The sequence below is a fragment of the Paraburkholderia sp. BCC1886 genome (assembly GCF_900996245.1).
GTDB lineage: Bacteria > Pseudomonadota > Gammaproteobacteria > Burkholderiales > Burkholderiaceae > Paraburkholderia.
Genome location: NZ_CAAJGK010000074.1, coordinates 279,887 through 291,983 on the forward strand (window position 1 = coordinate 279,887; position 12,097 = coordinate 291,983).

Sequence of the window (12,097 nt, forward strand, 5' to 3'; positions counted from 1 at the left end):
AGCCAGCCGCTACAAACTCAACCAGTCGAACCCATCACTCTGGGTCGCCACCAGCACTTCAGTAATCGCCGCGCCCAGCACCCCGGCCATGGCCGCCTGAGCAAGTTCCGGCAAGTTGTTTTGCTGACTCAGATGCGCCGCCACCAGATGACGCAAGCGCGATCGATCGAGCGAAGCCAGAATCTGCGCCGCCGCGTCGTTGTTCAAATGCCCATGATTGCCGCCGATGCGCGCCTTGAGCGACTGCGGGTAACGGCTGCCCGCGAGCATCTGCAAGTCGTGGTTGCATTCGAGAATCAACGCGTCGCAGCCGCTCAACACGGCGCTGATATGCGGCGTCGACGTGCCCACGTCGGTCAGCACGCCGAGCCGGCTCGCGCCGTTGGAAAACACATACTGCAGTGGCTCGCGAGCGTCGTGCGGCACGGTGTAAGGCAGCACGCTGAGATCGCCGATCGCGACCGCCTCGTCGCCCCACAACACGCGCAGATCGACGCCGGTGTCGTCGGCACCCACCGCGCGCGCCGTTCCCCAACTCATATGCAGCGGAATCGACCACTTGCGCGCCAAAGTCAGCGCGCTACCAATGTGGTCGCTATGTTCGTGCGTAATCAGAATCGCATCGAGAAATTCGGCACTCGTGCCGAGCCGCACCAACCGCCGCTCGACCTCTTTCGCCGAAAAACCGCAATCGAGCAGCACACGCGTGGTGGTCGCGCCGCTTTGTGCTTCCACCAGCAGCGAATTGCCTTCGCTGCCGCTGCCTAGACTGGCGAATCGCACAGTCCGCTTAGTTCAGTTGAGCGTGCAGCAGCGTCACGATGCGCTGCGCGTCGGTGGAATTATCCAGTTGCCCGTTCGCGTCCAGCACGGCCACCTGGGTCACGGCGTCGCCCTTCGAGCGCACATTGACGAGGAATTCCTGACCCGGTTTCTTCGCCGAATTACCGCTATAGAAAAGCTTGCCGAACAGCCCTTCCCGCTTCAGTTCCTGCATCGAGTCGGCGTAACGCACGTAGTAGATGCCCTTCGAACGATCGCGATTGTCGACGGCGAAATTCGTGCGGTCGAGCGCGAGACCGACGCGCAGCCACGCGCGATCGAACGATTCCGGCAGATCGAGCGTCGATGCGCCCGCCGTCTGGTCGAGCGTGGCCGGCGCGACGGCCGGACGCGCGTCCGTCAGCAACTGCTTCGACTGCGTTTCGGTCAGACCGAACTTCTGCATGAGCTTGGTGAGAAACAGCGCTTCCAGCGCCGGATCGCGCGGACGCTCTTCCCAACGCGACGACGTTTTGTCCTGGCCGGTCATGATTTCTTCCATCGCGCTGTGCGTGATGGAGATGTCGGTGGTGTCCGACGGACCGCGCGACACGAGCGTACGGAAGCTGTCACGCGTGCCCGACGAATACGCGAAATCGATGACCTTCCCCACCGTCCGGCGGAACCAGTCGTCCGGAATGTTCGCGCGGTTCTCGGCCCAGTCGGTCGTCATGATGCCGGTCGACGCCGCGTCGGTCTTGAGCGCGAAACCGTTTTCCTGCCAGAACTCCTGCAACTGCGGCCACAACTGCTCAGGCGAACGACCGTCGACCACCAGCCAGCGGCGATCGCCGTCACGCTCGATATGCATGCCCAGCGGATCCTGCGCATTCGGCTGGCCTTCGGTCGCATTGCCGGCGGCCGTCACCGCGCGCGTCTGCGCGCCGCCCAAGGCCAGATTGGCCGGCGGCGCAACGTAACGCTGATCGCTCTTCGTGGTGGTCAGGTCGCCAGGCACGGCGAGCGGCGGCGCGCTGCCCGCGCCCTTGTAGTTGACCCGGTCGGAGGCAAACCAGTCGTTCAGCGAGTCACAGCCGGCGAGCGTCGTCAAGGCAAGCGCCAGCGCCGCCATGCGGGTTGCGTGGAGGGAAAGTGCGGAACGTTTCATGAGGTCCTTCGTGATGCTGGAACGCGGTGCCTGGTTCGGTGTGCCGGGAACGTGGGCGGAGTCGACGTCGGTTAAAGGGAATGCCGGTGGCGGGCTTCGGTTGGCGCTGGCGGATGCCTGAACGGCTCCGCTTTATCCCAGCAGGCCTGCTTCGCGCAACGCGCCGCGCACCACCTCGTGGTACTGCGCGTCGAGCGGCGTCAGCGGCAGGCGGATGCCACCCTGCACACGACCCATTTGCTGCAACGCCCATTTCGCCGGAATCGGGTTCGATTCGGCAAACAGGTACTTATGCAGCGACAGGAGCTTCAGATGAATTTCGCGGGCGGTTTTAGCGTCGGCGGCCAGTGCCGCCTTGCACAGTTCGCTCATGGCGCGCGGTGCGACGTTGGCGGTGACCGAAATATTGCCGTGGCCGCCGAGCAGCATCAGCGCAATGGCGGTGGGGTCGTCGCCGCTATAAATGCCGAAGTGAGCGGGCGCCTTCTTGATGAGATGCGCGGCGCGATCGATGCTGCCAGTCGCTTCCTTCACGCCGATGATGCCCGGCACCTGAGCGCAACGCAGAATCGTTTCGTTGCTCATGTCTGCGACGGTGCGGCCCGGCACGTTGTACAGAATGACCGGCAGATCCACCGTTTCGGCGATCTTCGAGAAATGGCGGTAGATGCCTTCCTGCGTCGGCTTGTTGTAGTACGGCACGACCTGCAGCGTGGCGTTCGCGCCGACGGCTTTAGCCTGCTGCGTGAGTTCGATGGCTTCGGTGGTGGAGTTGCCGCCCGAGCCTGCGATCACCGGAATCCGGCCCGCCGTGTGCTCGACCGCGGTTTTGACCATCAGCACATGCTCTTCGACCGACAACGTGGCCGATTCGCCGCTCGTACCGACGACAACTAGCGCGTTGGTGCCCTCTGCAACATGCCAGTCGATCAGTTTGCGAAACGCCGGCAGATCGAGGCTGCCGTCTTCGAGCATGGGCGTGATGATGGCGGGAATGCTGCCGCGAATCTGAACGCCGCTTTGGGCGTGACTGCTGTGATTGCCGTTCTGAGTGCCGTTTGTCATGAAACGCCATGAATTTGATCAGGTAAAGCGCGATTGTAGCGGATTAGCCAGCCAACTCGTAACAAGGCAAAGGCACCGCCCGGGCGGGGTCCGTCGAGGGCGCCGGCGGCACCACCGCACAGATGCGCTGAACGTAGGCGGGACGCGGCTCTGCAAGAAAACCGTCCTGATAGGCGACCACCCTCAGGTGTCCGCGCACGACGTCGAGCAGCTCGCCCGGCGCCAGTAAAAAGGCGGGATTCGACGGCTTGCCGACACTTTCATTTCCTTGCGCGAAGGTCTCGTAGATCAGCACGCCGCCGGGCGCGAGCGAGCGCAAAAGCCGTGGAAACAACGGGCGGTGAAGGTAGTGCGTCACGACCACCGCGGCGAAGCGCGCGTCGTCGCGCAGCGGCCACGGGCCGCCTTCCAGGTCGGCCACCAGCATGTCGATCGACGGCTCGTCGCGCAATCCATGCAGCGCCTGTGCATCGCGATCGACGGCGGTCACCGGATGACCCGCTGCCGCGAACCAGCGCGCGTGCCGCCCGGCTCCCGACGCCACGTCGAGCACCGCGCCGCCCGCCGCGACCAGATGCGTCCAGTGACGCACCCAGCGGGAGGGCTCGCCGATACCGTGCGCCGAAGCGGGAACCGGCGCGGCGGAATCGGAACGACTCGAAGAAAAGCCCGTCATCGTCTCGTCTCCGGCGCTCAGTTGTACGACAGGCCCATCGCTTCGCGCACGTCGCGCATGGTTTCCATCGCGTACCGGCGGGCCTTGTCGCAGCCGTCGGCGACGATCGCGCGTAACAGCGAGGGGTCGTCCATATACTTTTGCGCGCGTTCGAGCATCGGCTGCTGCTCGTGCAGAATGCCCTCGATCACCGGCTGCTTGCACTCGAGGCAGCCGATGCCCGCCGAGCGGCAACCCTGCTGCACCCATTCGTGCGTGGCTTCGCTCGTGTACACCTGATGCAGTTGCCACACCGGGCACTTGTCCGGATCGCCGGGGTCGGTGCGGCGCACGCGCGCCGGATCGGTCGGCATGGTGCGCACCTTCTTCGTGATCGTCTCGGCGTCTTCGCGCAGACCGATGGTGTTGCCATACGACTTCGACATCTTCTGGCCGTCCAGCCCCGGCATGCGCGACGCCTCGGTCAGCCGCGCCTGCGGCTCGACCAGAATGATCTTGCGCGATCCTTCGAGGTAGCCGAACAGACGCTCGCGGTCGTTCATCGACAGGCTTTGCGACTCCTGCAACATCGCGCGCGCCTGTTCGAGCGCTTCGTCGTCGCCTTCCTGCTGGTACGCGCTGCGCAACTCGTGATACAGCTTGGCGCGCTTGCCGCCGAGTTTCTTCGCCGCGTCGTTCGCCTTCTGCTCGAATCCAGGCTCGCGGCCGTACAGATAATTGAAGCGCCGCGCGATTTCCCGCGTCATTTCCACGTGCGGCACCTGGTCTTCGCCGACCGGCACCAGCGAGCCGCGATACAGCAGGATGTCGGCCGCCATCAACACCGGATAGCCGAGAAAACCGTACGTGGACAAGTCCTTGTCCTTCAGTTTCTCCTGCTGCTCCTTGTAGGTCGGCACGCGTTCGAGCCAGCCGAGCGGCGTGCTCATGCCGAGCAGCAGCGCCAACTCGGCATGCTCGGGTACCTTGCTCTGGATGAACAGCGTGGCCTGCGCCGGGTCGATACCCGAAGCCAGCCAGTCGACCAGCACGTCCCACACGTTTTTTTCGATCACCTCGGGCGTTTCGTAGTGCGTGGTCAGCGCATGCCAGTCGACCACGCAGAAGAAACACGGGTACTCGGACTGCAGCCGCACCCAGTTCTTCAGCACGCCGTGATAGTGGCCGAGATGCAGCGACCCGGTGGGCCGCATGCCGGAAACGATACGGTCTGGGTACATGGCGATCAGAAGAGCGAGACGAGAGGAGTCAGGATGGCCGTCAATGCGCCGTAGCCGAAAGTGACGAGCGGGCTCAGCCAGTAACGCGTGAGCGTGCCCGTCATGACGAGCGCCATGACGATGAAGAAACCGTACGGCTCGAGGCGCGACAGCGCAATCGCCTGGCGCGGGGGCAACAGCGCCATCAGCACGCGACCGCCGTCGAGCGGCGGCAGCGGGAACAGATTGAGCACGCCGAGTACGAGATTCACGCCAACACCCGCCGCGGCCATGCGCGTGAAGAACGGCTCCTCGACGCCGGCCACCGCGAGGCCCACGCCCACCAGCCCCCAGATCAACGCCTGCAGGAAATTGCAGGCCGGCCCCGCCGCTGCGACCCACAAGCTGCCCCAGCGCGGATTGCGCAGATTGCCGAACGCGACCGGCACGGGCTTCGCATAGCCGAACATGAAGGCGCCGCTCGTGGCGAAATACAGCAGCAGCGGAATGGCGATCGTGCCGAGCGGATCGATATGGCGCATCGGGTTGAGCGACACGCGCCCGAGCACGTAAGCGGTGTTGTCGCCGAGCCAGCGCGCAACGTAACCGTGCGCGGCCTCGTGCAACGTGATCGCGAAAATCACCGGCAACGCGTAGACCGCAATGGTTTGTATGAGGGAAGAATCCATAACTCGCTATTGTAACAACGCGATGGCGGGCGTCTGTCCGCTGGCGCTCACGCCGTTTCTTCGAGTCCGAAAGGCGCGAGAGAACCGCGTCCGGGGCGCACCAGAACCGGCGCCGCGCCGCTCAGGTCGATCACCGTCGAGGGTTCGCACACGCAGGGGCCACCGTCGATCACCAGATCCAGCTGCTTTTCGAGCCGCGCGCGGATTTCCTCGGGATCGTTGAGCGGCTCGGTTTCGCCCGGCATGATCAGGGTCGAGCCGATCAGCGGCTGGCCGAGTTCTTCGAGAATCGCCAGCGTAATCGCGTGATCCGGCACGCGCAGGCCGATCGTCTTGCGCGAGGGGTGCGACAGGCGCCGCGGCACCTCTTTGGTGGCCTGCAGTACGAACACGTACGGGCCCGGCGTCACCGATTTGATGAGCCGGTACTGACGGTTGTCCACCATCGCGAAGTTCGCCAGTTCCGACAGATCGCGCACCAGCAGCGAGAGCAGTGCTTTCTCGTCGAGTCCGCGAATCCGTCGCAACCGTTCGACCGCGTCCTTGTCGTCGAGATGGCAGGCGAGCGCGTAGCTCGAGTCGGTCGGCAACGCCACCACACCGCCATCGTTGATGATCTGCACCGCCTGTTTGACGAGGCGCGGCTGGGGATTGTCGGGATGAAGCCGGAAATATTGGGACATGGTGACTGGGGGTGACTGCCGGTGACTAACGTGAACGTACAGTGACACCAGGCGCCACGAAAGCGCCAGGCCGGACACGAGTATAAGGAGCAAAGCGCAGGCCGGCTCGCAACGCACGCCGCACAAGTCGCGCAAGTCGCGCACGCGCCGACAGGACTTCCCCGCCAGCGGTCACAGCCAGCGTTCCCAGACCGGCTTGAGATCGGCGGGCAGCGGCGGCAACGTGCCGAGATCGACGCGGCCTTCGCCGGGGGCGTGGAAATCGGAACCGCGCGACGCCTCGAAACCGAAGCGGCGCGCCACGTCGGCATATTCGCGGTATTGATCGGGCGTGTGACTGCCCGTCACGACTTCGATCGCCTTGCCGCCGAGATCGATGAATTCGGCGAACAGCGCGTCGAATTCGAGTGGCGTGTAATCGTAGCGGCCCGGATGGGCAACGATCGCTTCGCCGCCCGCCGCCTGAATCCAGCCCACCGCGTCGGCCAGCTTCGACCAGCGATGCGGCACGTTACCGGCCTTGCCGTCGCCGAGATAACGCGAGAAAACATCCTGCGTCGACGTGGCGTAACCGCTTTCGACCATGAAGCGCGCAAAGTGCGTGCGCGAAATCATGTCCGGGTTCGATACGTATTTGAGTGCGCCTCGATAGGCGTCCGGGACGCCCAGCGCGGCCAGTTGCTCGCCGATTGCTTCGGCCCGCGCGGCGCGGCCGCTGCGCGTGCGCGCGAGACCGTCGATCAGCGTGGTGTTGGTGGGATCGATGCCGAGACCGACGATATGCACGGTGCGCGACGCCCACGTCACCGAAATTTCGACGCCGCTCAGGTAGGCCATGCCGAGCTCTTCGGCGGTGCGTTTCGCTTCCTGCTGGCCGCCCAGTTCGTCGTGATCGGTCAAGGCCCACAGCGTCACGCCGCCCGCGTGCGCGCGGCGCGCGACGTCGGCCGGCGCGAAGTGGCCGTCGGATACGGTGGAGTGACAGTGGAGATCGGCGTTCATCATGGTCTTGAAAAGGTTAGCGGCCATTTTACTGCAACGCACTAAAGGGCCGCAGCGCTATCTCGTCGGTGACGCCGGGCGTGGGGCAGCCGGCCAACGCGTCAGGCGCAGAAACCTTCGATCAGCGCGGCCACCTGCTCCGGCTGGTCGTGATGCACCATGTGCCCCGCCTCGTCGATGATCTTCTCGCGCCAGTTCGGAAACGCCTTGAAACGCGCCCGGTATTCGTCGAGAGGAATCTCGCCGGCGAGTTGCGCGAGCGTCGGCGAGTTGGCCGCCTCCACGTGCAGCACCTTCGCGCGCACTTTGGCCCACACGGCCATGACTTCGTCGAGCCGGTACAGCGTCGGGCCACGCAGCTTGTGCGCCGGATCGGCCAGCAGCATGAAACGCCCTTCGCCGTCGGGCTTCGACCAGTGCTGCGCGAGATACTGCGCGCGCGCCGGCGCCAGCCGGGGGTTGGTTTTGATCAGACGCGCGGCGACGTCGTCGAGCGTTGCGTAGCGTTTGAGTTGTGGCGGGTCGCGCAATTCGTCGAGCCAGTTGGCGATGCGCTTCGGCGCCTGCGCCGGATGCGCCGGCGCGAGGCCGAAACCTTCCAGGTCGACCACCCGGCGTACCCGCTCCGGCCGCACGCCCGCATACACGCAGACGATGTTGGCACCCATACTGTGTCCCACCAGATTCACCTCGCCGGTCGGCGCGTAATGGTCGAGCAGCGCGTCGAGATCGGCGACATAGTCAGGAATCCAGTAATTGCCGCCGCCCTGCTGGGCGACCGGCCAGTCCGACAGACCAAAGCCGCGCATGTCCGGCGCCAGCACCTGCCAGTCGCCGCTCAGCGCATCGACGACGAACTGGAACGACGCCGCCACGTCCATCCAGCCGTGCAGCATGAACAGTTTGGGCGCATCGGGATTGCCCCAACGCCGCACATGCAGACGGATGCCGCGCACGGCGACGAATTCGGACTGGGCTGTATTCATGAACGGGACGCTCGAAAAAAGAATGATCGTTCGATTATAACGAGATGCCGCTCGGGCAAGCGCACGGGCGTTGCAGAACGCCTTCAGTCCTAGGCTGAAGGCGCTGCCGGCGGCGCGGCGTCGAGTCCGGCCAGCGCGACCAGCGCGGCGAGTTCCGCCTCGTCGAAACCGGCGTCGCGGCGCGCCTCGAAATTGAACGGTCCGCGTAATTTCGGTGCGTGATACTGATCGGCGAGACGGGCGTAGGTGGCGTGCGGATCGAGCCCGACGCTATCGCACAGATACCGGAACCAGCGGTTGCCGATCAGCACATGGCCGATTTCGTCACGCAGAATCACGTCGAGAATCGCCGCCGAGGCGTGATCGCCCGCCTGCTGCAAACGCGCGCGAATCGGCGGCGACGCGTCGAGGCCGCGCGCTTCCAGCGTGCGCGGCACGAGCGCCATACGCGCGAGCACGTCGACGCGGGTTCGCTCGCACATGTCCCACAAGCCATCGTGCGCGGGGAAATCGCCGTAGGCGTGGCCGTATTCCGCGAGACGCGCGCTTAGAAGCGAGAAGTGGTAAGCCTCTTCGGCGGCGACCTTGAGCCAGTCGGTGTAAAAACCCGCCGGCATGTCGCCAAAGCGCCAGACGGCGTCGAGAGCGAGGTTGATTGCGTTGAACTCGATATGCGCGAGAGCGTGCAACAGCACCGCGCGGCCTTGCGGCGATTGCATGCTGCGGCGTTTCAACTGACGCGGATCGACCAGTTCGGGACTGGCGGGCCGGCCCGGCAGGCCGGGCGGTTCGGCGAGGCGCAGCGCCGGGTCGCAGATCATGCGGCCGTCCAGAACCGCCTCGTAGACCGCGCGCGCCGCAGCCGCCTTGAGCTGCGGGTCGGCTTCGCGCAATGCCGCCAGAGCGGCCGCGCGGACGCAGCCCACGGCGTATCCGGTCGCATCGGCGGAGTCGGCAGGAATATCGGCGGGAACGACAGCAGGCGATTCGGACACAGCGGAGAGAACCATGAGTAGTGAAGCGCCGCATTGGGCGGGAGCGGGCAAGAGGTTGAGAGTAGCCACAGCCGAAGGCCAGAGCACGGCGGCAGAACCAGCGCGCCAGATACGCCGCACAGCCCGCACGCCCCGCCGCTACGCCATGCAGCCGAACCACACAAACGTTTACAATACTCGATTCGACTTACCTTCTGGCGCCCGTCGTGCGCGGGAGCGCGCCGTTCACCGCCGCCTCTTCCCGCTCGTCCGCTCGCGCCGCGACCGATCAACAGGAGACACCGTGACCATTTACAAGCTTGGCGACGCCGCGCCGACCATCCACGAAAGCGTGTTCGTGGCCGACTCCGCGAATATCATCGGCAAAGTGACGCTGGAGGAAAATTCCAGCGTATGGTTCGGTGCCACGCTGCGCGGCGACAACGAAATGATCACCATCGGCGCGGGCAGCAACGTTCAGGAAAGCTCGGTGCTGCACACCGACCCCGGCTTCCCGCTGGTCGTCGAGCCGAACGTGACCATCGGCCATCAGGTCATGCTGCACGGTTGCACGATCAAGGAAGGCTCGTTGATCGGAATTCAGGCCGTGGTCTTGAATGGTGCGGTGATCGGCCGCAACTGTCTGGTCGGAGCGGGCGCCGTCGTCACCGAAGGCAAGGTATTTCCCGACAATTCGCTGATCCTCGGCGCGCCCGCCAAAGTGGTGCGCGAACTGTCCGAGGCGGATATCGCCAAAATGCAACGCGGCACGGCCACTTACGCCGAGCGCCGCGACTATTACAAGGCGCAGCTCGTGCGCATCGGCTAATCAGCCGGAGCGCGCGGCGCGCGAGGCGCGGCATCACGCCGCGCCAATCGACCGAGGAAAAGTTGTGAGCGACCAGTTGCAAAAATTCATGTTCAGCGCGGCGCCCGTACGCGGCGAGATCGTCTCGCTGCGCAATACGTGGCAGGAAGTGCTGACACGCCGGGATTACCCCGCGCCCGTGCGCACGATCCTGGGCGAGATGATGGCCGCCTGCGCGCTGCTGTCCGCCAATCTCAAGTTCGACGGCACGCTCGTCATGCAGATTTTCGGCGACGGCCCGGTCAAGATGCTGGTGGTGCAGTGCAGCTCCGACCTGTCGATGCGTGCCACGGCGAAGCTGTCCGGCGACACCGCCGAGACGCTCGGCGACGCCACCTCGATGATCGACATGCTGAACGCGAGCGGCCACGGCCGTTGCGTGATCACGCTCGATCCGCGCGACAAGCAGCCCGGTCAGCAGCCGTACCAAAGTATCGTGCCGCTGTCGGGCGTGGACGGCCCGCTCAAGTCGATGGCCGAAGTGCTCGAGCACTACATGCATCACTCCGAACAGCTCGACACGCGCCTGTGGCTCGCGGCGAACACCGAGCGCGCAGTCGGCATGCTGCTGCAGAAGTTGCCCGGTGACGGCGGTATCGTCCCGCACCCCGGCGACCTGGATGCGGACACGTGGGAGCGCGTCTGCACGCTCGGCAGCACGATGTCGCAGGACGAACTGCTGAAGGAAGAGCCGGAGACGATTTTCCGGCGTCTGTTCTGGCAGGAAAACGTCCAGCATTTCGAGCCGGCCAGCGCGCGTTTCGAATGCACCTGCTCGCGCGAAAAGGTCGGCGCGATGCTCAAGATGCTCGGCCGCGAAGAAGTGGACAGCGTGATAGAAGAGCGCGGTCACGTCGAGATTCATTGCGAGTTCTGCAACCAGCGCTACGAGTTCGATCCCGTGGATGTCGCCCAACTCTTCGTCGCCAACGCGCTCTCGCAAGGCATTTCGCCGGCGGCCGACCAGCGGCATTGAGCGCAGAAAGCCCACGCGTGCGTGCGACGGTGCGACTGGAGATCCATCATGAAATACGCGGCTTCTTCGAAAAGTTTTATCTCCCCGACGGCCTTATTCGTGGTGGTCGCGGCGGGCAGCGCAGCGCTGGCCGGCTGCATGATGGATCCGCCGGGACCTTCGCCGATCTATAGCCGGCTGCCGGCGGATCAATCCGGTATCGGCGGCCCGGCGCAACCGCTGACACCCGCCGAGCGCCAGCGCTACGACGCGATCGATCGACAGGTGATGGCCGAGCAGGATCAGGCGATCGCTGCGGACAATGCCGCGCAGGCTTACTCGCGTTACTACTCGCCGCCGGTGAGCGTCTATGGCGGCTATTACGGCGGCGGCTGGGGACGAGGCGGCTGGGGAACAGGCGTGAGTGTCGGCTACGGGTCTTACTTGGGCTGGTAACTGCGTGAAAACGCAAATAAAAAAGCGCGGCTCTGAATCGAGTCCGCGCTTTTTTATTCGTCATCGAGCAAGCGGTTACGCGCCGTTACTCAATGCGCGCCCTTCTTCTCTTTCTCCGTCTTTCCACCGTGCTTGCGATCCGGCTTCGCGCGCGATACCGGATTCGGCACGACATGCAGCGGCGCGGCCGACACTTCGCCGCGGGTCGACGTCGTCACCGACGGCGTATTGGCGCTCGGCAAAGGCGCATTCGGTGCGACGAACTGCACGAACACTTCGCCGTCCTTGACCATGCCCATCTCGTAGCGGGCCCGCTCTTCGACTGCGGCCGTGCCGTTCTGCAAATCCTGGACTTCCCCGCCGATGCGTTCGTTGCGCACCTTCGCATCGGCGTTCTTCCCGAGCTGCTGCGCCAGTTGCTGTTGCAACTCGTGCACGCGCAACCAGCCGCCGTGGCCCCACCAGAGCGGGTACTGGATCAGCGCCAGTAAAACGATCAGGACAGCAGTGACGAGCCGCATGAAGTAAGCACAATAAATACACGCCGCCCTGCGCTATACGCAGGGCGGCGGGGTCAATCAGAAACGAGGGAGAACCGGCTCATCGGTCAGCGC

General features: G+C 64.8%; 14 protein-coding genes. 3 read left to right on the forward strand and 11 right to left on the reverse strand.

The features are described from left to right. Positions 1-9 precede the first annotated feature (9 nt). The 10 genes from FQ746_RS25790 to FQ746_RS25835 form a co-directional block, all read right to left on the reverse strand. Positions 10-783, reverse strand: a complete 774-nt coding sequence (locus tag FQ746_RS25790) for an MBL fold metallo-hydrolase (RefSeq protein ID WP_144112610.1) — start codon at positions 781-783, stop codon at positions 10-12. A 7-nt stretch (positions 784-790) separates the two neighbouring features. Beyond that, on the reverse strand, positions 791-1,930 hold the full coding sequence (gene bamC / locus FQ746_RS25795) for an outer membrane protein assembly factor BamC (protein WP_144112611.1): 1,140 nt from the start codon (positions 1,928-1,930) through the stop codon (positions 791-793). A gap of 132 nt (positions 1,931-2,062) precedes the next feature. After that, positions 2,063-2,995 carry a 4-hydroxy-tetrahydrodipicolinate synthase gene (gene dapA, locus FQ746_RS25800; RefSeq protein WP_144112612.1) on the reverse strand — a complete coding sequence of 311 codons (933 nt, stop codon included), beginning with the start codon at positions 2,993-2,995 and terminating at the stop codon, positions 2,063-2,065. Between the two features lie 43 nt (positions 2,996-3,038). Continuing rightward, the gene (locus tag FQ746_RS25805; RefSeq protein WP_144112613.1) at positions 3,039-3,671 is read right to left on the reverse strand and encodes a class I SAM-dependent methyltransferase; all 633 of its coding nucleotides are present in this window, start codon (positions 3,669-3,671) and stop codon (positions 3,039-3,041) included. 17 nt (positions 3,672-3,688) lie between these two features. Next, positions 3,689-4,891 carry a tryptophan--tRNA ligase gene (locus FQ746_RS25810; protein WP_144112614.1) on the reverse strand — a complete coding sequence of 401 codons (1,203 nt, stop codon included), beginning with the start codon at positions 4,889-4,891 and terminating at the stop codon, positions 3,689-3,691. 5 nt (positions 4,892-4,896) lie between these two features. After that, positions 4,897-5,559 carry a site-2 protease family protein gene (locus tag FQ746_RS25815; RefSeq protein WP_144112615.1) on the reverse strand — a complete coding sequence of 221 codons (663 nt, stop codon included), beginning with the start codon at positions 5,557-5,559 and terminating at the stop codon, positions 4,897-4,899. Positions 5,560-5,606: 47 nt separating this feature from the next. After that, positions 5,607-6,242 carry an L-threonylcarbamoyladenylate synthase gene (locus FQ746_RS25820; protein ID WP_144112616.1) on the reverse strand — a complete coding sequence of 212 codons (636 nt, stop codon included), beginning with the start codon at positions 6,240-6,242 and terminating at the stop codon, positions 5,607-5,609. 171 nt (positions 6,243-6,413) lie between these two features. After that, positions 6,414-7,244, reverse strand: coding sequence for a 3',5'-nucleoside bisphosphate phosphatase (locus FQ746_RS25825; RefSeq protein ID WP_144112771.1), 831 nt, complete (start codon positions 7,242-7,244; stop codon positions 6,414-6,416). A 101-nt stretch (positions 7,245-7,345) separates the two neighbouring features. Next, positions 7,346-8,230: an alpha/beta fold hydrolase gene (locus FQ746_RS25830; RefSeq protein ID WP_144112617.1), complete on the reverse strand. Its 885-nt coding sequence runs from the start codon at positions 8,228-8,230 to the stop codon at positions 7,346-7,348. An 89-nt stretch (positions 8,231-8,319) separates the two neighbouring features. Continuing rightward, positions 8,320-9,240: a ferritin-like domain-containing protein gene (locus tag FQ746_RS25835; protein WP_144112618.1), complete on the reverse strand. Its 921-nt coding sequence runs from the start codon at positions 9,238-9,240 to the stop codon at positions 8,320-8,322. Positions 9,241-9,508: 268 nt separating this feature from the next. Here FQ746_RS25835 and FQ746_RS25840 point away from each other — a divergent pair, with 268 nt between their 5' ends. The 3 genes from FQ746_RS25840 (at position 9,509) to FQ746_RS25850 (ending at position 11,483) form a co-directional block, all read left to right on the forward strand. After that, on the forward strand, positions 9,509-10,033 hold the full coding sequence (locus tag FQ746_RS25840) for a gamma carbonic anhydrase family protein (protein ID WP_144112772.1): 525 nt from the start codon (positions 9,509-9,511) through the stop codon (positions 10,031-10,033). Between the two features lie 64 nt (positions 10,034-10,097). Further along, entirely contained in the window at positions 10,098-11,048 is a 951-nt protein-coding gene (gene hslO, locus FQ746_RS25845) for an Hsp33 family molecular chaperone HslO (protein WP_144112619.1), read from the forward strand. A 48-nt stretch (positions 11,049-11,096) separates the two neighbouring features. Next, positions 11,097-11,483 carry a hypothetical protein gene (locus FQ746_RS25850; RefSeq protein ID WP_144112620.1) on the forward strand — a complete coding sequence of 129 codons (387 nt, stop codon included), beginning with the start codon at positions 11,097-11,099 and terminating at the stop codon, positions 11,481-11,483. Between the two features lie 89 nt (positions 11,484-11,572). On the opposite strand, the gene ftsB is transcribed toward FQ746_RS25850, so the two are convergent. Then, positions 11,573-12,004, reverse strand: a complete 432-nt coding sequence (ftsB, locus tag FQ746_RS25855; protein WP_144112621.1) for a cell division protein FtsB — start codon at positions 12,002-12,004, stop codon at positions 11,573-11,575. Between the last annotated feature and the right edge of the window lie 93 nt (positions 12,005-12,097).